This is a genomic window from Tenacibaculum gallaicum (assembly GCF_003387615.1).
Lineage (GTDB): Bacteria > Bacteroidota > Bacteroidia > Flavobacteriales > Flavobacteriaceae > Polaribacter > Polaribacter gallaicus.
The window spans coordinates 111034-135659 of sequence record NZ_QUNS01000008.1 but is presented as its reverse complement, the minus strand read 5'-3'; the positions used below and the strand labels follow the sequence as shown (position 1 = coordinate 135659).

At 32.1% G+C, this 24626-nt stretch carries 18 protein-coding genes and 1 pseudogene; 13 read left to right on the top strand and 6 right to left on the bottom strand.

Features of this window, described 5'->3' with window-relative positions:
* Positions 1-223: 223 nt before the first annotated feature.
* Positions 224-766 (bottom strand): annotated as a pseudogene (locus C7448_RS13460) (REP-associated tyrosine transposase).
* A gap of 89 nt (positions 767-855) precedes the next feature.
* Entirely contained in the window at positions 856-3237 is a 2382-nt protein-coding gene (locus C7448_RS13455; RefSeq protein WP_115901923.1) for a penicillin acylase family protein, read from the bottom strand.
* 260 nt (positions 3238-3497) lie between these two features.
* Between C7448_RS13455 and C7448_RS13450 the strand changes: the two genes are divergently transcribed.
* From C7448_RS13450 to C7448_RS13440, 3 genes are all read left to right on the top strand, one after another.
* Complete coding sequence (locus C7448_RS13450) at positions 3498-3806, top strand: hypothetical protein (RefSeq protein ID WP_115901921.1); 309 nt, start codon at positions 3498-3500, stop codon at positions 3804-3806.
* A gap of 64 nt (positions 3807-3870) precedes the next feature.
* Complete coding sequence (locus tag C7448_RS13445) at positions 3871-4191, top strand: hypothetical protein (RefSeq protein WP_115901919.1); 321 nt, start codon at positions 3871-3873, stop codon at positions 4189-4191.
* Between the two features lie 114 nt (positions 4192-4305).
* Positions 4306-5637: a sigma-54-dependent transcriptional regulator gene (locus tag C7448_RS13440; protein ID WP_115901918.1), complete on the top strand. Its 1332-nt coding sequence runs from the start codon at positions 4306-4308 to the stop codon at positions 5635-5637.
* Here the strand turns inward: C7448_RS13440 and C7448_RS13435 are convergent.
* Positions 5630-8053, bottom strand: a complete 2424-nt coding sequence (locus C7448_RS13435; protein WP_115901916.1) for a hybrid sensor histidine kinase/response regulator — start codon at positions 8051-8053, stop codon at positions 5630-5632. The genes C7448_RS13440 and C7448_RS13435 overlap by 8 nt on opposite strands.
* A 194-nt stretch (positions 8054-8247) precedes the next feature.
* Here C7448_RS13435 and C7448_RS13430 point away from each other — a divergent pair, with 194 nt between their 5' ends.
* From C7448_RS13430 to C7448_RS13410, 5 genes are all read left to right on the top strand, one after another.
* Positions 8248-9372 carry a DegT/DnrJ/EryC1/StrS family aminotransferase gene (locus C7448_RS13430; RefSeq protein WP_115901914.1) on the top strand — a complete coding sequence of 375 codons (1125 nt, stop codon included), beginning with the start codon at positions 8248-8250 and terminating at the stop codon, positions 9370-9372.
* Positions 9373-9388: 16 nt separating this feature from the next.
* Entirely contained in the window at positions 9389-10030 is a 642-nt protein-coding gene (locus tag C7448_RS13425; protein WP_147300541.1) for a hypothetical protein, read from the top strand.
* Positions 10031-10112: 82 nt separating this feature from the next.
* Positions 10113-10331, top strand: coding sequence for a hypothetical protein (locus C7448_RS13420; protein ID WP_147300540.1), 219 nt, complete (start codon positions 10113-10115; stop codon positions 10329-10331).
* Positions 10332-10339: 8 nt separating this feature from the next.
* Positions 10340-10741 (top strand): MFS transporter, encoded by a 402-nt coding sequence (locus C7448_RS13415; protein ID WP_115901909.1) that lies wholly within the window; start codon positions 10340-10342, stop codon positions 10739-10741.
* A 201-nt stretch (positions 10742-10942) separates the two neighbouring features.
* Positions 10943-11137: a hypothetical protein gene (locus C7448_RS13410; protein ID WP_115901907.1), complete on the top strand. Its 195-nt coding sequence runs from the start codon at positions 10943-10945 to the stop codon at positions 11135-11137.
* A gap of 85 nt (positions 11138-11222) precedes the next feature.
* On the opposite strand, the gene fabD is transcribed toward C7448_RS13410, so the two are convergent.
* The gene (fabD, locus tag C7448_RS13405; protein ID WP_115901931.1) at positions 11223-12107 is read right to left on the bottom strand and encodes an ACP S-malonyltransferase; all 885 of its coding nucleotides are present in this window, start codon (positions 12105-12107) and stop codon (positions 11223-11225) included.
* A 65-nt stretch (positions 12108-12172) separates the two neighbouring features.
* On the opposite strand from fabD, the gene C7448_RS13400 reads away from it, so the two are divergent.
* The 5 genes from C7448_RS13400 to C7448_RS13380 are packed head-to-tail and all read left to right on the top strand — an operon-like array spanning position 12173 to position 16487.
* Positions 12173-12862 (top strand): queuosine precursor transporter, encoded by a 690-nt coding sequence (locus C7448_RS13400; protein WP_115901905.1) that lies wholly within the window; start codon positions 12173-12175, stop codon positions 12860-12862.
* Positions 12863-12874: 12 nt separating this feature from the next.
* Positions 12875-14143 (top strand): mechanosensitive ion channel family protein, encoded by a 1269-nt coding sequence (locus C7448_RS13395; RefSeq protein ID WP_115901904.1) that lies wholly within the window; start codon positions 12875-12877, stop codon positions 14141-14143.
* Complete coding sequence (locus tag C7448_RS13390) at positions 14133-15200, top strand: ABC transporter permease (protein ID WP_115901902.1); 1068 nt, start codon at positions 14133-14135, stop codon at positions 15198-15200. Before C7448_RS13395 ends, C7448_RS13390 begins: the two co-directional genes overlap by 11 nt.
* A gap of 33 nt (positions 15201-15233) precedes the next feature.
* Entirely contained in the window at positions 15234-15677 is a 444-nt protein-coding gene (locus tag C7448_RS13385; protein WP_115901900.1) for an acyl-CoA thioesterase, read from the top strand.
* Positions 15678-16487 (top strand): DNA/RNA non-specific endonuclease, encoded by an 810-nt coding sequence (locus C7448_RS13380; protein WP_115901898.1) that lies wholly within the window; start codon positions 15678-15680, stop codon positions 16485-16487. It begins immediately after the preceding gene.
* Between the two features lie 13 nt (positions 16488-16500).
* Here the strand turns inward: C7448_RS13380 and C7448_RS13375 are convergent, their stop codons facing one another.
* Together C7448_RS13375 and C7448_RS13370 are read right to left on the bottom strand one after the other, a co-directional pair.
* Entirely contained in the window at positions 16501-17418 is a 918-nt protein-coding gene (locus tag C7448_RS13375) for a PorP/SprF family type IX secretion system membrane protein (RefSeq protein WP_115901896.1), read from the bottom strand.
* Between the two features lies 1 nt (position 17419).
* Positions 17420-24574, bottom strand: a complete 7155-nt coding sequence (locus C7448_RS13370) for a BspA family leucine-rich repeat surface protein (protein ID WP_115901894.1) — start codon at positions 24572-24574, stop codon at positions 17420-17422.
* Between the last annotated feature and the right edge of the window lie 52 nt (positions 24575-24626).

Here is a 24626-nt window from a genome sequence, read left to right as displayed (position 1 = left end):
ATTTCTGTAAATAGCTTCGAACTAGAGTTAAATCATCTGTATTTATACGCATAACAAAATATAAGATTTTGTCAACGAATTAGTTAACCTTTACAGAAATGACATCTCTTTTTTATTATTACTTCTTCGGTAAAAACACCAATTTATTTTTACTCTTCTTTATAGCTGCCCCCCGCTGGCGCAAGCGTCGCGCTTGTGTCTTTATACAGTTTAACCTCTCTTCTCATATATCTATCTCTAAAACTGTTTGGTCATCTTGATAATTTCTCGCACTACTATATTTCCAATCTATAGGAGCTTTTACAAAACCACTCTCAACAGGGTTGTTGTGTATATAATCTATCTTTTGTTGTATTACTTTTTCACTCCATAATTCTATTGGTTTATTATGTTGTTGCCATAATTGATATTTGTTAACATTGCTTTTCTTTTTACCTGCTCGTTCCATCATCCATAACAGCCACTCTTTTCTGCTCTCTTGTGGGTTTTCTTATATTGTTTTAATTAGTTTTCTTGCGGTGAATCCTTTAAAATCTCTAATCAACCCTGAAGGGTCTTCATTGCTTGACCTAAAAATTAAATGTACATGACTTGTCATAAAACAATAGGCAAATACTTCCATGCCTTTTTCTTTTCTACAATATTCTATACTTTCTTCTAAAACATTAAAATACACTTGTCGAGTAAAAATATCTAACCAATATACTGTAGCAAAACTTATAAAGTATACTGCTGATTCGTTATGAAATTTATACTTTCTACTCATTTTTTTATATTCTATTTTTTTCTTTCCTTATCTGCTCTTACTCATACCGTCACGAGCAGGATGCTCGCGCTAGCACATAAACAATTGTACTACTTCGGTAAAAACACCAATTTATTTTTACTCTTCTTTATAGCTGCCTCATTGAGACTCATTTTCACAAACTCACCGTCTACATATTTTTGTGCTTGGTCTTTATAATACGGACTAAACACATTACCCGATTGCCCTGTAGGTAAAATAGCAATACTATTTTCTACATCAGAAAAGTCAATAACTCTACGTGTTGAAGGTCCTCCATGAATTTTATATACCCCTGTACTGTCCAACTTAAAAATTTGGTTGTTAATCACCTCATTTCCTCCAATGGTTTCAAACGGGCCAACATTGAAGAATTTACGCAATAACCCTCCTGCTTTACCAATGGCGTGTTCATACTCCACAGAAATTACACGATTCCACGTCCAATTATCTACATTCTCTCCTAATTGATTTTGTAAAAATGTGATGGATTTTTGAAAAGCTGTTGTTATTATTTCATTTCTAGTTTCAATTTTATTAATTGTTGAAATATCGTCCCACCAAACTGATTGCTCTCTTTTAGCTTGTTGTGCTAATACTTGATCTTGTAATTGGGTATCAATAAACAACTGAAAACTATCTCCTAATTCATCTTTGTAAGTAGCGGTTAAAAATTCATACAAAAATCGATTATAAATAGTCGGAGCTACGTTGGTTTTTAAATATTCTCCATTCCACTTTTCTAACACCGAATATGCTTTTTTAGCCGAAGGAGATAATGACGACTTATCTACACTTGCTAACAACTCTCCTCCTATTTCTGGTGCAACAGGTGAAGTAACATCGTAAATCATTTCAGCTACATCCTCTTTTGTAAAATCGTTTTTAGGTTCTAATAACTGAACAATTCGCTTCGCTCTATCTTCTGGTTGATAGTATCCAGGATATAATTTTCCTCTTACAGAATCTGGTTGATTATTGGCTGAATACACATAATTCCAACTCGGGTTTTCCGCTTGCGGATTTTCTTTAAATTCTAAATACGCTACAATTTCATCGTTCCCAGAAGCTCCGTTTAAGTACGTTTTAGAAGACAAACTATCTCTTAATTGATATAATTTAGCCGATGCAAACCAACCTACATTTCCTTTAGCATCTCCATACATTACATTTAATCCTGGTGCGTGAATTTTTGCTGTTCCAGTTTTAAAGTCTTCTAATGAATTTGCATGTGACATTTTGTGTGACGCTTCTAACAATTGATTAGGCAACTGCGTATAAATCCAATTCATTGCAATTGGTCTTTCATCTATTACATGCTCCATTAATCCGTTCATAATTGGTCCATGTTTACTAACTTTAACTTGATATGTAGTATCTTTTCCTCCTTTGATTTTTATATGTTTGTTTAATAACTCATATTTCTTAAATCCTTCTGGAGTTTTGTATTCCAACGAATTCTCAGGGTTGTTTTCTTCTACATAAAAGTTCAAATCATCATTTGCCAACATGGTTAATCCGTAAGCATAGTCCTTATTATGTCCTAATAACGGAAATGGCATCAATGCTAGATTAAATCCGTAGATTTCAAAATCAGGAGTTTTTATGTGATTTTGATACCAAACCGATGGTTGAGAAAATGTAATATGCGGGTCGTTTGCAAAAATCACCTTACCATTTTTCGTTTTAGGTGGTGCAATTACCCAAGAGTTACTTCCTATAAAAGGTGCAACCGGCAACTGATCTATAATCTTGCTTACCGCAATAGACATCTCTGCTTTAATCGCTTTTTTATTCGTTGTTTTATTTAATGTTAAATTCTTATCGAAAGAGTTTAATAATTCATTTACATAGGACTCACCCAGTTTTTCTTTTACTTCAGTTAGCAACGGATCGGTTTTATGCGCAATTGCAAAACTAAATGCCATGTAACCAAAAACATTGTACACATCTTTAACTGTATAGTTTTCTTTATCCAGTCCTACCAAATAAAATTCTAATGGTGTTGCTCCTTCTTCGATAAACTGATTGACTCCTTTTAAGTAGGCCTCAGTTAGCTTATAAGATTCTGAATTTTTATCTAACTCTCGAATAGTTTTTTCGGCAGCTTCTTCAATTCCTAGTCCAGAGAAAAACTTATCTACTCTTACTAAGTCTTTCCCGAAAACTTCAGCTAACCTACCCGCAGCAATTCTTCTAATCAGTTCCATTTGCCACAATCGGTCTTGAGCATGCACGTATCCTAAAGCAGTATAAGCATCTAGTTGATTTTGCGCATTGATATGTGGCACTCCTACTTCATCATAATACACCGTAACTTCATTGGAAATGTTTGCTAACTGTAATTCTCCTTTATACGTAGGGTGTAAGGTTTTTGTGAATAACCAAACTCCAACACAGAATAGCACCAAAAACAATAGAACAATTTTTAAAGACTTTTTAAATAACTTCATTAGGGATGATTTTTTTCAAAGATAACAGATTTATTTGTTGTTCCTCTTCTGGGTAAATAGTGTAATTTTTACACACTTTTATTCTTTTATTACACACTTTTTACACATAAAATTAGCACTCTCTCAAACCCAAAAACAAAACAACACATTACATATCAATACATTAACCCAAAACATTGATTTAATAAAGATTGATGGCATATTTATTTCAATACAACAAGCAAACAATAAAATAATCGTTAATTAAAAAACTTAATATCATGAAAAAATTAATTTTAGCAGCAGCAATTTTAGCAGGAGCTTCAAGTTATGCAACAGCAAACACTACTACTTCTCCTATCACTCCAGTTCACACAGTTGTAGAGAACGGTTTTCAAGAAATTTCTTTAGATAAGTTACCTGCAGCGGTAGCAAAATCTGTTAAAGAGAGTTTTCCTAAAGGTAAATTAAGTAAAGCTTTTGTAAACGAAAAAGAGCAGTACAAATTAGAAATTAGTGTAGAGAACGAAAGTAAAACTCTTTTTGCTGACAAAGAAGGGAATTGGTTAGACGCAAAAGAAGTAAAATAATCCGTACATAATTTCCCTTATAGTATTACAACAATAAATAATTATAACTTAAAAACTTAATATCATGAAAAAATTAATCTTAGCAGTAGCAATCTTAGCAGGTGTTTCAACTTACGCAACAGTTAACAATACTATTTCTCCTATTACCCCTGTTCATACAGTTGTAGCAGATGGGTTCCAAGAAATTTCTTTAGATAAATTACCAGCAGCATTGGTAAACTCTATTAAAGAAAGTTTCCCAAAAGCTACAGTAAGCAAAGCTTTTGTAAACGAAAAAGAGCAGTACAAATTAGAAATTAGCGCAGAAAAAGTAAGTAAGACCATTTATACTGACAAAGAAGGTAATTTGCTAGACGAAAAAGAAGTTAGCAACACAAAAAAGTAATTTTTTTATTTCCCCCTCAATTTTATTGACAAAAGAGCGTTTTCATGTAAAACGCTCTTTTTATTTTTACAGAGAGTTTATATCACACAAACAATTTAGAATAAACATTTTTTTATGAAAAAGATTTTACTAGTAGAAGACGATGTTACTTTTTCTAATATGTTAAAACATTTCTTAGAACGACATCAGTATACTGTAGAGGTTAGCTATACCATTAAAAATGCTTCCGCTCTTTTAAAAAAACATTCTTATAATTTAATTTTTACTGATTTACGCCTTCCAGATGGAAACGGTATTGATTTATTAAAACAAAGTAAAAATACAGATAGTAACATTCCTGTTGTTTTAATGACCAGTTATGCTGAGGTTTCAACAGCAGTGCAAGCAATGAAACAAGGAGCTTTTGATTATATTTCTAAACCTTTTAATCCTGATGAAGTTTTAGAAGTAATCAGCAACGCTCTTGAGGTTAAAAATGAACAGATTACTGAAACAAAAAAAGAAGACAAAAAGGTTTCAAGCTCTAACATTGTTTCTGGTATAAGCGCAGCTTCTAAAAGCCTATATGAACATATTCATCTAGTAGCTCCAACTGATATGTCTGTTCTCATTACAGGCGAAAGTGGTACAGGTAAAGAAGTGGTTGCTAGCACAATTCACACTCAAAGCTTACGTAAAGACAAGCCTTTTATTGCAGTAGATTGTGGTGCCATACCTAAAGAAATTGCTTCAAGCGAGTTTTTTGGACATCAAAAAGGGTCTTTTACTGGCGCTATAAATGATAAAATAGGACATTTTGAAGCAGCGAATGGAGGCACTCTTTTTTTAGATGAAGTAGGAAACTTAAACTACGAAAGTCAGGTACAACTTTTACGAGCTTTACAAGAAAGAAAGATTAAACCTGTTGGAAGTAGTAAGGAAATTATGGTAGATATTCGTTTAATTACAGCTACTAATGAAGATTTATTGTTAGCTGTTGAAAAAGGTAATTTTAGAGAAGATTTATACCATCGTTTAAATGAGTTCTCCATCAAAGTTCCTAGCCTAAAAGACAGAAAAGATGATTTAATTCTTTATGCAGACTTCTTTTTAGAGAAAGCTAACACACAACTTAATAAATCAATTGCTGGATTTTCTCAAGAAGTAGTAGCTTTATTTCAACAATATAATTGGCCTGGAAACTTACGAGAACTATCTAATGTTATCAAAAGAGCTACACTTTTATCTCAGACTGAAATTATAGAAAAAGAAGTTTTACCTGAAGAGCTAAAAAACACTGATAACCAATACAGTTTGCCTAATGAATTTTCTACGAAAGAAAATGAAAAAAAACTCATCATTCGAGCTTTACATGAGGCTGGAAACAACAAAACCAAGGCGGCAAAACTTTTAAATATCACCAGAAAAACCCTATATAATAAATTAAAAGAACATAAGATTAGTTAAGATACTCTTTTACTTCTATTAAAAAGACACCTAATTCTTTTTCAAAATCTTTCCATGAGGCTTTATTTATTTCTTTATCCACCTCAAACTTCTCTAAAAAAGTGATTAATTTAGTAGCTTTTAACTGCTTGAACATTCCCAACATTTTATGACTAACATTGTTAACCCCTTGTAAATCATCTTTCTTTACAAATTCCTTTAACAACAATAAATTATCCTCAGTGTCTTTTAAAAAGGATTTTAATGTTTTCTTTACCTCTGCCTCATCATTGTTCAAAAATATTTTCAAAGAGGTAATATCAAAGCTACTTGTTCTTTTATTATCAATGTGAGTAATAACTACATCTTTATCTTGAATTTTAAATTCAAAAAATCGCTGTAAAATTTCTTTCAATCTTTTAGAGTGAAACGGTTTAATTATAGCATCTGAAAAACCATTTTTAACATATTCACTTTCCGATAAATTTGCTCTTCCAGTCATTGCTATAATAGGCTGACCTTTATAAGAGTTGTGTTTTTTTAAGGTTTCCATAAAATGAATACCGTTCATTTTTGGAAGCTGTATATCAGTTAAAACTAAATCATACGTAATATTATCTATTTTATTTAGTGCTTCTTGCGCATTACTAAAAGAAGTTACCGTTACTCCTAGTCCTTCTAAAACATTTTTTAAAAGCGCCCTCAAAGAAGTATCATCTTCTACCACTACAGCATGAATATTAAGGTTTACATTTTGTGGGCTTATTCCTTTTTTATTTGATTTTCCTTCAGCAAAGGTGATCGGCACAAACAATGAAAATGCACTACCTTTTCCTAAACTACTTTGTAAAGTTAAAGATCCGCCTAAAAGCTCTGCTAATCTTCTAGAAATGGTCAAACCTAATCCAAACCCATTTTGTCCGTTCTCTTTTTCATGTGCTTGCGTAAATTCTTTAAAAACTTTTTCTTGTTCATCTTGTCCTATTCCAACTCCTGTATCAATTACTGTGATTTCTATATATTTTTTTTCTTTTACGCTTCTTAATCTACTCTTTATTGTTATTGAGCCTTCTTTTGTAAACTTACATGCATTAGTTACTAAATTATATAGTATCTGTTTTATTCTAAAAGGATCGCTAATAATTAATGAATTTAGTTTTTCGTCATGATTTACATTTACCGAAATTGGCTTGTTCTGAACAAGATTTTTAGCACTATTAGCTACTTCTTCTATATTTCTCTTTAAATCAAAAGGGATAGCTTCAATGGTTATTTTACTGTTCTCTAATTTAGAAAATTCTAAAAGATCGCCTACAAGCTGCCCCATATACACTGATGCATTTTGTATATGCACCACATAATTTTTCTCTTTAGTATTTGCGATTGATTTTTGTAATAATTCGCTAAAACCGGTAATTGTGCTTAAAGGGGTTCTTAAATCATGACTCACCATAGATATTAGTTGTTCCCTGCTTTTTAAAAGTGATGAGGTTACTGCATTCGCACTTTCTAATTCTTGCCTATAATGTTGACTCCTCCAAAAATCATTTAAAATTATAATTGAGAAAAGTACAATTATAATAAAGCCAACCCCTGTAGCAAATAGAATTATGTTTCTACTACGTCCAAGTGTTTCTTCATGTTTTTTATGAGCTTGGTTCGCGTTAAAAATAACATCTCTTTCCAGTACACTTAAAACCTCCCGTAACTTTCTTGAAATTGTGATATCATTTTCAATTAGTTCCCTTTCTTTTATCCGTAAAAACCTTCGCTTAGTGCTTGTTTCTCTTTGTGCTTTTTGAAGTATTTCTTTAGAAGCGGAAACTAAAGAGTCTATTTGCTTCTGTTCTTCAGCATTAACTGGCTTTTCTTCATCTTCCTTATCAAATAATTTTAAGTATCTCTCTAAACTTAGCCCTGTTTTTTTATTAAAAACTTCTGGGTTATCAACAAGGTCTTTTACTGAACCTTTCCCGAGTAGTGAGTCTATAGATCCTAACTTGTCTATAGCTTCATTGATTGATTTTTCTGAAGCATTTCTTTGGTTTAACCTTCTTAAACTGGTTATGTTTTTTCTCTTTTTATTTAAAACTAACTTAATACTATCTAAAATAGATGTTTTTGATACGTCTTTTGCTATAAAGTTAAGTGAATCAATTTTTTTTAATAACAACTTATTCTCTGTTACATACTCATTATATCGTTTATAAGAGTTCAACTGAATAGCAGCTCTCCCTAAATTTTCATTTTCATATATATCAGCAATTAACCCTCCAGTTTGGATAATATTATTTCTATCAGAAACTCCTTGCTTTTGTATTTCTATATATGTTTTTATTTCAGAAAACAACAGAATTCCTGAAATAACTGCTAAAACCGCTAGGGTAGCATAACCTATTAAAACCTTAAAAGCTATTTTACGTTTAGATTCTTTCATTAAGTATTACTTAACCTTAGTTGCTCTTTTGTACAAAACGACAATATTCAACCTTTGTTGCTTTATACTCCATTATTAAACATATTGTATAACACTTATACAAAACATACAATTATAACTCTTATTATTTTCTTTAAAGACTCGAAACAATGAAAGATAGTTTGTATTTTTGATGATTATAAAATCATGTCAAAATGAGAAAAATTCAAATGGTTGACTTACAAGGTCAATATCAAAAAATAAAAAATACAGTTGATACTTCAATTCAAGAAATTCTAAATTCTTCAGCATATATTAATGGGCCGTATGTTCGTGATTTCCAAGTTGATTTAGAAAACTATTTAGGCGTTAAGCATGTAATTCCATGTGCTAATGGTACCGATGCTTTGCAAATAGCCATGATGGGCTTAGGTTTGGAGCAAGGAGATGAAATAATTACTGCTGATTTTACATTTGCTGCAACTGTTGAGGTGATTGGATTATTAAAGTTAACTCCTGTTTTAGTTGATGTTGAACCAGATACTTTTAATATTGACATTGAAGCTTTGAAAAAGGCTATTACGCCTAAAACAAAAGCGATTGTTCCTGTACATTTGTTTGGTCAATGTGCTAATATGGAAGCTATTTTAGAGGTTGCAGCAGCACATAACTTATTTGTTATTGAAGATAATGCCCAAGCTATTGGAGCAGATTATACTTTTAAAAATGGAACTAAGAAAAAAGCTGGAACTATTGGAGATGTGGGAACAACTTCTTTCTTCCCTTCTAAAAACTTAGGATGTTATGGTGATGGTGGTGCTATTTTTACTAATGATGATGAATTAGCTCATACGCTTCGCGGAATGGTTAACCATGGAATGTACAAACGTTACTACCATGACGTAGTTGGAGTAAACTCTCGTTTAGACTCTATTCAAGCAGCTGTATTAAAAACTAAGTTACCTTTATTAGATAGCTATTGTGATGCACGTAGAAAAGCTGCGGAATATTATTCTTCTGCATTTGCTAACAACCCTAGTATTATAACACCAACTATAAGTGATTTTACTACGCATGTTTTTCATCAATATACATTGAGAATTACCAACGGAAAACGTAATGAACTACATCAACATTTGTTAGATAACGGAATTCCTAATGCAATTTATTATCCTGTTCCGTTACATGCGCAAAAAGCATATCAAGATGAAAGGTATAATGAAGAAAACTTTACTGTAACTAATCAATTAATTGACGAAGTTATTTCATTACCAATGCATACAGAGTTAGATCAAGAGCAATTAGCTTTTATTACTAAAACTGTGAATGACTTCATCTAACACAAAAAATATAGCTATGAAAAATAAATTTATTCTTCTTCTTTTTATTATTACAACATTAACAAACTGTAATATTAATCAAACTTATGATAGTTTTGATTATGGTAAAATAGAGAATGACATATACAGTAATTCTTTTTTTAATTTAGAAATATCAATTCCAAATAAGTGGTTTGTTCTTGATAAAAAAACTACAGAAAACTTAATTGAAAAAAGTAAAGATTTAGTTTCCGGCGATAATAAAAATCTAAAAGCAACGATTAAAGCGTCTGAAATTAATTCAGCATATTTACTAACATTATTTAAACATGAACCAGGAGCTCCTGTAGATTACAACCCAGGCTTTATGGTCATTGCAGAAAACTTAAAATCTTCTCCTGGTATAAAAAATGGAGCTGATTATTTATTTCATTCACGAAATTTCCTTAAAAAATCTCAAATCGAATACAACAATATTGATTCCGAATTTGAAAAAGTAATGATTAACAATCAGGATTTTTACAGAATGAATTTAGACTTAAATAAAGGTAACCTTAACATTAAACAAAGTTATTATTCAATAATTAAAAATGGTTTTTCTATAAGCTTAATTCTTTCATACACAACACATTATCAAAAAAAAAGAATTAGAGAAAACTCTCAATTCAATAAGGTTTAAACAATAACTAATAAAAACTTTACTCTACTTCAAAATTTAAATAACAACTATGAAAAACAAATTTTTATTTCCTTTATTAATCTTGAGCTTAATTTCTATTAGTTGTGATAAAGATAGGTGTGATGATGGTTACGAACCTTATGATGCCAATGGTCATGAAATATGTGTTCCTGAATACATTAATGGTTTAAATCACAATTTTGAATTAGGTAATAAATATATTCACCCTGAATTTGGCTTGATTACTTTAGAAAATGGTACATGGAAAAATGAAGATAACATTACAATCACCATTAAATAAGTTTAGTAATGGATCAAAAAATTAAAACGTTAAAAATTATTCACCTTGCTTTAGTTGCTGGAGTTACTCTTGCTTTTACAATTTTGGGTGATTTCAAGATTATGTTCAACATGGTTATTGATAACTCATCGTTATTATATGCTTTTATTCCAGCGATAGCTTATGTTGCTAGTAACTTTATGTTTAAAAACATGTTGAGAAAGGTACAAAAAGATGCTAGTAATGAAGAAAAGCTTGCGATTTATCAGTCTGCTTCTATAGCTAGATGGGCTATTATTGAAGGAGCTTGTTTTTTGATTTTAATTTTAAAACCAGATTTTTTACTATTAGGAGTAATCTTATTGATTTATTTAATTCTTTTAACTCCGAAGAAAACACAAATAGTTGAAACTTTAGGCATAAGAAATTAATAATTTCTTATAAAAAAACAGGATTTTTAAGCCTCTAATTTGTAATTTATTCCCACTACATATTATCATATTCTTAAAATAATACACACCTTATTTAAGAACACATATTTATTAGTTGATTTTTAAGGTTTTAACGTTTATTAATTGACATCACGCTTTAAGCTTTTTAGCTTTGTACCCTAATTTAATGATAATAGAATAATGAAATTGATTCAAATTAAGAGAGAAACACGTTTAGAAAAACGATTTTCAAAAAAAATGGGTAAGCTACATACTAATGTTACTTACATAAAAAAAATGTTTTTAAACATTATACCGTTAGAAACGGTACACAAATACAGAGAAACCTATTATGGTGAAGTTAAAGACTGCGAGGATTGTGTCTTAGCTAGATAATAATAATAGTTCTCTTTTTCACGAAACAAAAATCCCGCTCCATAAAGAGCGGGATTTTCTATATTATATTTTTTGTATCTACTATTTATGCTAAAGAAGCGCCACTAGCAGCTACACTTCTATCAATCTTACGCATTAACCCTTGTAATACTTTTCCTGGACCAACTTCAACAAACTCAGCACCTCCATCAGTAATCATTGCTTGTACACATTGAGTCCATCTTACAGGAGCTGTTAATTGTGCTATTAAATTTTCTTTAATTTCAGCAGGAGTAGTTACTGCTTTTGCCACTACATTTTGGTATACTGGACAAGTAGGTTCGTTAAATGTAGTTTCTTCAATAGCCGCTGCTAATTCTTCACGAGCTGGCTCCATCATAGGTGAATGAAATGCTCCTCCTACAGGTAAAAGTAGCGCTCTTTTTGCGCCTTTTTCTTTTAATACTTCACAAGCTTGTTCAACTGCTTCAACTTCACCTGAAATTACTAACTGCCCTGGACAGTTATAATTTGCTGCCACTACTACTCCATCAATTGAAGCACAAACTTCTTCAACTACAGCATCTTCTAATCCTAACACAGCAGCCATAGTAGATGGTTGAATTTCACATGCTTTTTGCATTGCTAAAGCACGTTTTGAAACTAATTTTAATCCATCTTCAAAAGACAATACACCATTCGCTACTAATGCTGATAATTCTCCTAAAGAATGACCTGCAACCATTTCTGGTTTAAAATCATCTCCTAAAACCTTTGCTAAAATTACCGAGTGTAAAAAAATAGCTGGTTGTGTTACTTTAGTTTGTTTTAATTCTTCAGCAGTACCTTCAAACATTACGTCGGTAATACTAAACCCTAATATATTATTTGCTTTTTCAAAAAGTTCTTGAGCTAATGGAGAATTTTCATATAAGTCTAATCCCATCCCTGTAAATTGTGCTCCTTGACCTGGAAAAATATACGCTTTCATTTGTTTGTTTTGTTCTTTATTTAACCCTGCAAACATACAACTTTTAAAATTACTATCTTCGTTTTATGACTGTACAACAAAAATCTCAAGCGCAACTTATTTACCTAGTTTTAGCTTCGTTATTTATAGCCTCTTTAGTAACTTCAAACCTAATTTTTCAGAAATTTTTTTATTGGGAACCTTTTAATTTATTTCGTTTTGAAGTATCTGTTGGAATACTTCCTTACCCTATTACTTTTTTAATTACAGATATTCTTTCTGAAATTTATGGTAAGAAAAAAGCGAATCAAGTTGTTGTAGCGGGTATTTTTGCTTCCTTTTTTTCTATGTTAATTATTCTAGTTGCTGATTACGCTCCTGCAATTGACAGCTCTCCTATTGGTAACAAAACTTTTACAAAAGTTTTTGGACTTTCTCCTTTGGCAGTATTAGCTTCTATGTTAGCTTATTTGGCTGCTCAATTTATAGACATTCGTATTTTTCATTTTTGGAAAAAACTAACGAAAGGAAAACATTTATGGCTTCGTAATAATTTTTCTACATTTTTATCACAATTTATAGATACTTTTACCGTATTATTTTTATTGAGTTCTTTTAAAATACTTCCTTGGAGTATTTTTGGCAGCCTTTTACTTAGCGGTTTTTTATTCAAAATCATTATAGCAGCTCTCGACACTCCTGTTTTGTATGCTATTGTATATTGGTTTAGAAAAAAATTCGACTTAAAAATGGGAGAAGAAATCACAGGATTTTAAACTAATACTACTATGTTAAACAAGTTTTTTTATAGAATTTTTAAAGAGCATTTTTCTCTTTCAGAAACACTTGCCATTTATCTAAATTTATTTGCTAATCTGATTATTTTTGGAATTTTAGGTTATATATTGTTTAAAATATTCAGATATGTTGGTAAAAAAACTATTCATAAAATGGCAGCAAAAACATCAACTAGTTTTGATGACATGCTTATTAAAAACAAAGCTTTTTTAAGTCTATCAAGAATTGTTATTCTTATTATAGTTTTTAATTCACTAAAAGGTATTCTAGTAGATTTCCCTCACCTTCTTTTATATGCAGAACGTATTATTAATATTGGTATCATATTCTCTATTATTTGGTTTTTAAAAAGTATTTTACTTAGTATTAAAGATTTTTTACGAACTATTGACGCTTTTAAAGACAAACCATTAGAAAGTTACGTGCAAATTTTCATGGTAGTCTTTTGGATTATAGGTATTATTTTATCTTTTTCTGTTTTAACAGGAAAGCCTTTAATTCGGTTTTTAACAGCATTAGGAGCTTTTTCAGCAGTCTTATTATTAATTTTTAAAGACACCATTCTTGGTTTTGTATCAAGTATTCAGGTAGCTGTAAACGACACTGTTAGAATTGGAGATTGGATTACAATGGAAAAATATGGTGCCGATGGTGATGTGGTTGAAATCAACCTTACATCAGTAATCATTAGAAACTTTGACAATACAATATCTAGTATCCCTACTTATTATTTAACCTCCGATTCTTTTAAGAACTGGAGAACAATGAATACTTCAGGTGGTAGACGTATAAAACGATCTATTTTAATTAAAATAAATAGTATTCATTTTCTTACTGATGAAGATATTGAACGTTTTAAGAAAATTGAATTAATTTCTGACTATATAGAAGAAAGTAGCAAAGAGGTTAAAAAATATAATAACGAGAATAATGTTGATAAATCAGTTATACTAAATGGTAGAAACCTCACTAATTTTGGGACTTTTAGAATTTATTTAGATAAATATATTCAAAATCATCCAAAAATTAATCAAGATATGTTATTAATGTCTCGTCAGTTAGAGCCTACTCCTAACGGAATTCCGCTAGAAATTTATGCGTTTAGTAGAGAAAAAAATTGGGTAGATTATGAGCGTGTTATGGCGAACATTTTTGATCATATTTTAGCTTCTGTAAAATATTTTGACCTAGAGGTTTTTCAAAATCCGTCAAGTATTGATATCACTAACTTGAAAGAAACAAAAAAGAGTGAACAATAACGCAGGTACATCTTTGTGGCAAATAGCCATTCAAAAATTTAAACGTAGTAAAACAGGTATGTTTAGTTTTTGGTATATTGTTTTATGCGGATTCATTGCTATTTTTTGCTATGTTTTAGCTCCTGATAACAGTAATTCTGCCAATCAAATGCATTTAGAAATTCACTCTAAAGCTCCAGGTTTTTCAATGCAAATGCTTAGTATTCCTTCTAAAATTAAAAATGAACAATCATGGTTTTCTGTTTTTATGCGTGGAAAACAATATTCAGCAACAGAAACACCCATAAAGTCCTTTTCTGTTAAAAACAATCAGTTAGAAATTATCAAATATGCTGATGGGCTGCCCAAAGAATTTCCTACTTCCTATGAAAAGTACATTCAACAAAAAACATTTTATTTAGGAACCGATAAATATGGTCGTGATTTATTAAGTAGATTATTAATTGGTGCTAGAATTTCATTTTTTATTGGATTTATTGCTGTTTTTATTTCACTTTTGATAGGAATTCCTATTGGAGCCATTGCTGGTTATTTTGGTGGAAAGATTGATAATTTCATTATGTGGATTATCAATATTACTTGGTCTATTCCAACACTTTTACTCGTTATTGCCATCACTTTAGCTTTAGGCAAAGGCTTTTGGCAGGTTTTTATTGCGGTGGGATTAACAATGTGGGTAGAAGTTGCACGTGTGGTTAGAGGTCAAGTAATTACTACCAAACAACAACAATATGTTGAAGCCGCCAAAGCTTTAGGCTTCTCTGATTTTAGAATTATTTTCAAACATATTTTACCTAATATTTTAGCTCCTATCATTGTAATTTCCGCCGCAAATTTTGCAGCTGCTATTTTAATTGAAAGCGGGTTGAGTTTTTTAGGTATTGGAGCACAACCTCCTACTCCTTCTTGGGGTGCTATGATTAAAAATCATTATAATTACATTATTCTTGGAAAACCTTATTTAGCTCTTATTCCCGGAATTGCTATTATGAGTTTGGTAATGGCGTTTATGTTAATTGGAAATACACTTCGTGATGCTTTAGATGTGAAAGCATAAAATTTGTAAATTCGCTTTCTTAAATTTTTTGATATGAGTTTTAGTGTTGAGTTTAAAACACGATGGGCAGATTTTGATGCCAACATACACATGCGTCATACCGCATATAATGATTACGCTGCTGAATTACGTTTGCGTTTTTTTAAAGAGCATAATATAACAGTTAAAGATTTTACAAAGGAAAGTGTAGGTCCTATTTTATTTGAAGAAAACACCAAGTTTTTACGTGAAATTCACATGGGTGAAGATATAACTGTAAACCTAAAAGTTACCGGTTTATCTGGAAAAGGTGAACGTTGGAAAATTCAACATGAAGTTTTTAATGAAGCTGGTAAACTATCTGCTATAATTACTGTTTATGGTGCTTGGTTAGATTTAGTGAAACGTAAACTAACAGTACCTCCTGTTAAATTTCAAGAGATTTTTAACGAAGTTGAAAAAACTGAAAATTTTAAAGAGATTGCATTAAGTAATTAAATGAGTACTTCAAGGAAAATAAAGGTCGTTATTACCATTATTGCTTTACTTGTAGGGTATTGGTTACAACAAAAAGAAGAAGCTAAGAGCTCTTCTCAACCTACGACAAAAACAACCAGTAATGAAATCGATAACTTCAACTACTTTCCTACCTCAACAACTGGGGTCATTATAAAGCATAATGGCTACCAGTTATCATATAGCGAAAAACACGAGCAAGCCGAATGGGTTGCCTACCCTTTAGATAAGGGTGATATTGTTTACATCAATCGTAAGCGTCCGTTTTTTATTGTAGACCCTAAGGTGAAGACAAAATCTGCTGATTGGAGAAATTATAAAAGATCTGGTTACGACAAAGGGCATTTATGTCCTGCTGGTGATAGACGTGCTTCTAAAAGTGCTCATGATGAAACTTTTTATACTTCAAATATTTCTCCGCAAAACCACGAATTTAATGCTGGAATTTGGAACAAATTAGAGCAGAAAACTCGTTATTGGGCTAAAAAATATAATCGTTTGTATGTTGTTACCGGTGGTGTTTTAGAGTCTAATTTAAAAACCATTGGAAAAGAAAAGGTAAGTGTCCCTAACTATTTTTATAAAGTTTTACTAGATTATACTCAACCCGAAATTAAAGCCATTGCTTTCTTACTTCCTCATAGGGAAAGCAATAAGCCGCTATCTGATTTTGTTGTTTCTATTGATAATTTAGAACAAAAAACGGGTATCGATTTTTTTCCTGAATTACCTGATAACATTGAAAATCAATTAGAAGCTTCTGCTAATTATAAAAATTGGAGTTTTAGATAACTCTATATTAACTTTAGTACCTGCGTTTTTTTCCAAAGACATACGAAAGAACAATACCATGGCTATTTCCTAACACAGAGTCACCAAATCCTGCATTATAGAAGTACACAAATTTTAAGTTTTTTAGAGCATAAATACCCGCTAAAAAATTAATTGATGAACTACTTCGGTAACCAGTACCTATTTCGAACTTATTTTTATAGTTCACAGCCACATTTACATCAGCTTGCATTGGTGCTCCTCCTTCATATTTTAAAAAAACACTAGGTTTAATCATAACTTCCTCAAATCGATTGGTAAAAAAGCGATACCCGAAATAACCATAAACAGGATTTGATATATTTAAATCGTCTCTAGATGCTAGTTTATCCCCTAAAAGATTTGGCAACGAAACTCCAGCATAAAAATCTGCATGGTTATATAAAAACCCAATACCTACTGTTGGTACTGTTACATTCATATTTTCAGAAAATTTTATGTCATCTGTAATACCTAACTCTAGTAAATTTTCTTGAAACTGCTGAACTCCTGCTGTTAAGCCAAACGATATTACATGTTCGTTATAATGCTGCCAATATGGTCTATCAATTTCTGTATCAAAAAATATTTTGTACGAGTAAGCTACATATGCATTTGTATAAGTACTCACCCCTATTTTATCTCTTGAAATGGCTCCCCCTACTCCCATTTTTTTTCTAGCAATGGGAGTGTGAAAGCTTAATGACAATGTTTTTGGACTTCCTTCAATACTATTTATATAGCCATAATTACTCAGTGTAATTTCTGCCCCTTCAGACATTCCTGCATACGCTGAGTTTATAATAAACGGATTATAATTATATTCTGGGTATAAAGCAGTTTGTTGTCCCCAATTATTTTGAAATACCATCATAAAAATAAATGGTAAAATATAGTTCCTTATCTCTTTCATTCTATCTTTTTAAAACTAAAAACCCTTTTGTTTCTTTTGATTTCCCTTCTGTTGAAATTTTTATACTGAAAAAATATGTTCCAGATGGTAACTTATCACCTCCCATACTTGTTAACTTATTGGCAACTCCTCTAAAAACATTAAATTGATTATCATATTCTTTTGTCTGAAATACCATATCTCCCCATCTATTAAAAATAGTTACGGTATTGTTAGGATGTTCTTCAATTCCTTTTATTTCCCAAAAGTCATTTACCCCATCATCGTTTGGAGAAAAACCATATTTGGTTTTTCCTATTGAACCTACTTCTGTTGTAAAACTAATTTCTGAACATCCCATAGTATTCCCCACTGAATTGTACGGTATCACTAATACATAAATTGTTGTGTTCTCTGGAAAATCGCTCGTAGGGTTGTAAGTTGTTCCTGTTACTGATTCATTGTTTACAATATCTATTCCGCCTGAAGTAGTTCCAATCGATATATAATACCCATCTACATCTGCCACTGCGTCCCAACTAATTCCTGTATTAACACTTACGCTTGTTTCTCTATTGGTTGGAACAGTAATCGTAGTACAATTAGGTATAATTGCAACGGTTTCTGTGGTAAAACGAACTTCACCACAGCCCGTTGCTAAGCCCCCCGACTTATATGGTAATACTGATACATAAATTGTTGTGTTTTCTGGAAAATTGCTCGTAGGGTTGTATGTTGTTCCTGTTACTGATTCATTGTTAACAATATCGGTTCCGCCTGAAGTTGTTCCAATCGATATATAATACCCATCTGCATCAGAGACAGTATTCCAAGTAATATCTGTATCGACTGCTACATTAGTTTCTCCATCACTTGGAGTTGTAATAGTAGTACAGTTTGGTACTGTTGATACCATTTCTGTTGTAAAACTAATTTCTGAACACCCCGTAGCATTCCCTACTGAATTGTATGGAATCACTGACATGTAAATTGTCGTGTTCTCTGGTAAATCACTAGCTAAAGTATAACTCGTTCCTGTTACTACTTCATTGTTTATGATATCTATTCCGCCTGAAGTTGTTCCGATTGATATATAATATCCATCGGCATCAATTACTGCGTCCCAATTTATTCCTGTACTAACGCTAACATCTGTTGCTCCGTTGCTTGGAACTGTGATTGTGGTACAATTTGGTGCTGTTGATACTATTTCCGTAGTAAAACTAATCTCTGAACACCCCGTAGCATTCCCTACCGAATTGTACGGTGTTACTGACACGTAAATTGTCGTGTTCTCTGGTAAATCACTAGCTAAAGTATAACTCGTTCCTATTACTACTTCATTGTTTATAATATCGGTTCCGCCTGAAGTTGTTCCGATTGATATATAATATCCATCGGCATCAGTTACTGCGTCCCAATTTATTCCTGTACTAACACTAACATTCGTTGCTCCGTTGCTTGGAGCTGTGATTATGGTACAATTTGGTGCTGTTGATACTATTTCCGTAGTAAAACTAATCTCTGAACACCCTGTTGCATTTCCTACTGAATTGTACGGTGTTACTGACACATAAATTGTCGTGTTCTCTGGTAAATTATTCGTAGGATTGTATGTTGTTCCTGTTACTGATTCATTGTTTACAATATCGGTTCCATCTGAAGTTGTTCCAATTGACACGTAATATCCATCGGCATCAGTTACTGCGTCCCAACTAATTCCTGTATTAACACTTACATTGGTTGCTCCGTTACTTGGAACTGTGATTGTGGTACAGTTTGGTGCGGTTGATACTATTTCCGTAGTAAAACTAATCTCTGAACACCCTGCAGCATTTCCTACCGAATTGTACGGTGTTACTGACACGTAAATTGTCGTGTTCTCTGGTAAATCACTAGCTAAAGTATAACTCGTTCCTGTTACTACTTCATTGTTTATAATACCTGTTCCGCCTGAAGTTGTTCCGATTGATATATAATATCCATCGGCATCAGTTACTGCATCCCAATTTATTCCTGTACTAACGCTAACATTCGTTGCTCCGTTGCTTGGAACTGTGATTGTGGCACAATTTGGTGCACTTAGAACTGTGTCTCCCGTAGTAAAACTTTCCTCTACACAACCTATGCCATCTCCCACATCATTATATGGAATTATACGAACATAATGTATTCTATTTGCTTGTAGGTCATGAGTAAAACTATACAAAGTAGTATTTCCTACATCAATACTATTCACTACCTCTATCCCTCCTTGAGTAGTTCCTACACTTACTAAATACCCTGTTGCTTCTGTAATTTCACTCCAAGAAATATCAGTATTTAACGGAACACCCGTTGAACCATTTATAGGGTTCACTAAACTTGTACAAGTAGGTGGCACTGGAATAAGCTCTGTTTTAAAAGACTCCTCTCCACAGCTTATTGCTTCTCCTTCGTCGTTATAAGGAATTATAGTTACAAAAACATCGATGTCTTCTGGTAAATCTGTTGGTAAATTGTATACTGTATTATTTCCTACATCAATATTATTAAGAATATCTGTTCCTCCTGAAGTAGTTCCTACCGTAAGTCTGTATCCATCTGCATTGCTTATAACATCCCATTCTAAATCTGTACTAACAGATACATCTGTACTACCAGCAAGTGGCAAGGTCAAAGTGCTACAACTTGGTACTGTTGATGGAGTTGTGGACACCGTAAAGCTTTCTTCTACACAAGGTCCTACTGCATCTCCATTTTCGTTTGAAGGCACAATAGTAACATAAACTGTTTCTCCTCCTGTAAAATCTGATGTAAACTCATAAGTAGTAGCGTTTACAACAGTTTCACTTATTACGGTTCCAGAAGGTTCAATTCTAATTGTTAAAGCATATTCGCGTGCGTATAAAACAGGTTCCCAAATAAGATTTGTGTTTACAGGAACATCAGTTTCTCCATGTAAAGGAGCTGTTAATTGTGTACACTCTGGAATAGGACAGTCTAACACATCACCAGTAAAAGACCATCCAAAATTATCTATCATTGATTGTCTTTCTTCTACAGCATCACAATATGGGAGTGTATTTGCTCCTAAATTTATTCCAGGTGTTAGCGTTTGTTCAGACCATGCAATAAGCGTATTATCGTAATTTACTCTAGTAAGAGCAGTATTATCTAACATGTTTTGCATATTTGTTACACCGCTAATATTCCAATCACCTAAATCTTGATTAAAGGCTATAGCATTATTAAACATGCCATTCATTGATACAGTATTCAACAACCATTGATTTAAAGGCTGATTAAACAAACTTGCTCCTTGAAACATTCTATCCATGTTCGTTACTGCTGTTGGCCTCCAATTATTAATAGGTTGATTAAAGCTAGTCGCTCCATTAAACATATCTTTCATGGTAGTTACTCTCCTAATATTCCAACTTGCCATAGTTCCATCAAAAGCATTTGCATTTTGAAACATTCCTTCCATATTAGTTACAGATGCTACATTCCAAGAGTTTAATGACTGATTAAAAGATGTTGCTCCTCGAAACATTTCTTGCATGGTGGTTACAAAAGAAACATTCCAATTACTAACATCTTGGTTAAATGCAGACGCTCCATAAAACATTTCAGCCATTGTTTGTGCTTCGCCTGTATTCCAGTTTCCTAAAGGTTGGTTAAATATTTCTGCATTTTTAAACATTGCTTCAAAGTTTGTTACCACAGAAGCATTCCAATTATCTAAAGTTTGGTTAAAAGCTGTAGCACTCTCAAACATAGAAGGCATTAACGTAACTGAACTTACATTCCAACTATCTAATGGCTGACTAAAAGCTATAGCGTCTTGAAACATTTGACTCATATTAGCAACAGCACTTACATCCCAGTTATTTAAGGGTTGATTAAATCCCTCAGCTCTTCGAAACATACCTGACATGTTAACTACTGAGTTTACATCCCAAGAATTTAACGGCTTGTTAAACATTTGAGCATTGTAAAACATGTAACTCATGTTCGTTACGTTTGTTACATTCCAAGAGTTTATATTTTGATTAAAAGCTCTAGCACTCTGAAACATACTTTCCATACTAGTAACCTTAGATACATTCCAATTATCTAGTGGTTGATTAAAGACATTTGCACTTTCAAACATAGAAGTCATGTTCATTACAGAACCTACATTCCAAGAGTTTAATGGCTGATCAAAATCAACACACCTCTGAAACATTTCAGACATATCGGTAACACTACTTACATCCCAATTATCTATATTTTGGTTAAAAGCCATGTTTGAAATAAAACCATTAAACATTTCAGACATATCAGTAACACTAGTAACATCCCAATTATTCAAAGGTTGATTAAAAGCTTCTGCTCTTTCAAACATGCTACTCATAGTGGTAACATTACTAACATTCCAATTATTAAGGTTCTGATTAAATACTTCTGCATTCTGAAACATACCTCCCATATTGGTAACATTTCCTGTATTCCAATTTCCAATGTCTTGATTAAATTCTGATGCACTACCAAACATATAGTTCATATTAGTAACATTACTTACATCCCAATTATTAAGTGGTTGATTATAAATTGAAGTTCCACTATACATACCACGCATATTGGTTACATTACTTACATCCCAATTATTTATGTTTCCATTAAATTTCCTACATGAACTAAACATTCTCTCCATATCCGTTACATTACTAAGAATAGGAATATCTGTAGCACTGTACTCCATATTTGCACAACTTTCAAAAGCTTCGTGCATACTTTCCCAAACTTGAGTACCCCATTGATCTATAGATAATAACTTGTCAGAATCTCCAATAGTTTCATGCTTTGGGGAAGGAAAAACACCAATAATGCTTACTGTATAAATACCTGGGATAAGGTATGTATGGGTAATATCTCCTGTAACATTGTTATCATACTGTCCGTCACCCCAATCAATAGAATAATTGTAAGTAAGGTAATCTGGATAACCTGAATTTGTTTCTATTTTTAATTGATTAGTTGGTGTCGTAAATGACGATTGTATACTTGTGTCATAGGTAAGTTTGAACGCTTCAGGACTATTTACCCAACTTTCTATTACCGTAAAACTAATTTCTTGGCAACCTGTAGCTGGCCCCTCATCGTTATAAGGAACAACTGTTACATATACGGTATCTCCTGCTACAAATTCATTCGTAAAGTCTACACCAACTACATTCCCTACATCTTCATTATTATATATAACCTGGGTACTTCCTCCATTTTCTCTTCTTACACTAATTCTATACCCTGTAGCATTAGGAACTAAATTCCAACGAATATCACTGTTTGCAGGTACTTGTGTATCTCCTGCTTGCGGCATTGTTATTTGGGTACATAATACATAAGAACAGTTAACAATATCTCCTGTTATAACCCACCCATTGTTGTCTATTAAATTTTGCCTTTGGTTTAAAGCGTCACAATAATTAAGGTTGGTGGCCCCTAAGTTAACGTTGGTTTGAACTGCTTGGGCACTCCAAGCTATAAGAATATTGTCATAGTTTTCTTGAGAGGTTCCACTATTTGACAACATATTTGTCATGTTTGTAACCTTAGATATATCCCAGACTCCTATGTTTTGGTTAAATGAGGTAGCCTGATTGAACATATAAGACATGTTTCTAGCATTTATTGTTTGCCAACCGCTTATATCTTGGCCAAAGGATGTAGCTCTATCAAACATATATTGAAAATTGGTAACATTACTTACATCCCAATTGCTTAAAGATTGATTAAAAGCTTCTGCTCTCTGAAAAGTGCTACGCATACTAGTAATATTACCTACATTCCAAGTATTTAAAGGTTGATTAAAAGCTTCCGTTCTTTCAAAAACACTTTCCATACTAGTTACTTTACTAATATCCCACAAGCTAATATCCTGATTAAAAACAATAGCTCCTTCAAACATTCCTCTTATATTAGTAACATTACTAACATTCCAAGTACCTATACCTTGATTGAAGCCTGAATTATCTCTAAACATATAACTCATATCAGTAACATTACTAACATTCCAATTACCTATAGGTTGATTAAAAACAGTTCTTCCAAGCCATCCGTCAAACATACCTGACATATTAGTAACATTACTAACATTCCAACTATCTATAGGTTGGTTAAAAGTTCGATTACTTAAAAACATCTGAGACATATTAACAACACTACTTACATCCCAAGTACTTAAAGACTGATTGAAGTTAGATCGACTAAACATACCTTTCATCGTTGTAACCTTACTAACATTCCAACTATCTATTGGCCTATTGAAACTAGATCTTTTAAATGTATCAATCATATTAGTAACGTTACTAACGTTCCAATTATTCATTGGTTGATTATATGCACTCGTATAATAAAAGGCTCTTTCCATATTAACAACATTGGCCACATTCCAGTTATTAATATTTTGATTGAATTTACGTGCACTGTATAAAAAATTTTCTAAAGTAGTTACCGCTGATGTATTCCAGTTATCTAACGGTTCATTGAAATTGCTTGCATCATAAAAAGTGTAAGACATATCCACTACATTAGAAGTGTCCCACTGATCTAAAGGCCTATTAAAAATTTCGCAATTCATAAACAACCCTGATATATCTGTTATAGTACTCATATCCCAGCCATTCATAATACCATTAAATAATGAACAATCTTTAAAAGTGTTTCGTAAACTAGTAACTTGACTTAAATCTGGTGGAGTTATGGCATCAAAATTTAGGTTTTCACATCCGTAGAATGCATTTTCCATACTTTGCCATTGAATAGTACCCCAAGACAAGATCTCGATAATTTTGTCAACGTCTCCAGCATTGTTAAAATAGATTGCAGGAAACGTACCATCTATCTTGATTGTATAAGTTCCTTGTGTGGCATAGGTATGGGTAATGTCTCCTGTTACGTTTGAGTCAATATTTCCATCACCCCAATCAACGGTGTATGAATAAGTATAAGCTGGATTAGTTGGTATTCTTATCTCATTAGCTCCAGAAGATCCTGTACTAATATTTGCCGTGTTCCACAAAGATGTGAACGACTGCGAAAACAACTGACTGCTTAAAATAAAAAAAAGTACTACTAAACTACTTCTTAAAAGTTTACACATAAATTCCTTCATTCTTTTTAATATAATTTTTAACCCTTCTATTTTAATCAAGCATCTTTTTTTTATATATCACATGAAGTAAAAACTACCCAACAATTACATA

Excerpts from the sequence above, each read along its gene's own strand:
- C7448_RS13440 (WP_115901918.1), top strand. The coding sequence starts at position 4,306 with ATGAAAAAGATTTTACTAGTAGAAGACGATGTTACTTTTTCTAATATG.
- C7448_RS13395 (WP_115901904.1), top strand. The coding sequence starts at position 12,875 with ATGTTAAACAAGTTTTTTTATAGAATTTTTAAAGAGCATTTTTCTCTT.
- C7448_RS13385 (WP_115901900.1), top strand. The coding sequence starts at position 15,234 with ATGAGTTTTAGTGTTGAGTTTAAAACACGATGGGCAGATTTTGATGCC.
- C7448_RS13445 (WP_115901919.1), top strand. The coding sequence starts at position 3,871 with ATGAAAAAATTAATCTTAGCAGTAGCAATCTTAGCAGGTGTTTCAACT.
- C7448_RS13425 (WP_147300541.1), top strand. The coding sequence starts at position 9,389 with ATGAAAAATAAATTTATTCTTCTTCTTTTTATTATTACAACATTAACA.
- C7448_RS13455 (WP_115901923.1), bottom strand. The coding sequence starts at position 3,237 with ATGAAGTTATTTAAAAAGTCTTTAAAAATTGTTCTATTGTTTTTGGTG.
- C7448_RS13430 (WP_115901914.1), top strand. The coding sequence starts at position 8,248 with ATGAGAAAAATTCAAATGGTTGACTTACAAGGTCAATATCAAAAAATA.
- C7448_RS13380 (WP_115901898.1), top strand. The coding sequence starts at position 15,678 with ATGAGTACTTCAAGGAAAATAAAGGTCGTTATTACCATTATTGCTTTA.
- C7448_RS13415 (WP_115901909.1), top strand. The coding sequence starts at position 10,340 with ATGGATCAAAAAATTAAAACGTTAAAAATTATTCACCTTGCTTTAGTT.
- C7448_RS13410 (WP_115901907.1), top strand. The coding sequence starts at position 10,943 with ATGAAATTGATTCAAATTAAGAGAGAAACACGTTTAGAAAAACGATTT.
- C7448_RS13450 (WP_115901921.1), top strand. The coding sequence starts at position 3,498 with ATGAAAAAATTAATTTTAGCAGCAGCAATTTTAGCAGGAGCTTCAAGT.
- C7448_RS13400 (WP_115901905.1), top strand. The coding sequence starts at position 12,173 with ATGACTGTACAACAAAAATCTCAAGCGCAACTTATTTACCTAGTTTTA.
- fabD (WP_115901931.1), bottom strand. The coding sequence starts at position 12,107 with ATGAAAGCGTATATTTTTCCAGGTCAAGGAGCACAATTTACAGGGATG.
- C7448_RS13375 (WP_115901896.1), bottom strand. The coding sequence starts at position 17,418 with ATGAAAGAGATAAGGAACTATATTTTACCATTTATTTTTATGATGGTA.
- C7448_RS13435 (WP_115901916.1), bottom strand. The coding sequence starts at position 8,053 with ATGAAAGAATCTAAACGTAAAATAGCTTTTAAGGTTTTAATAGGTTAT.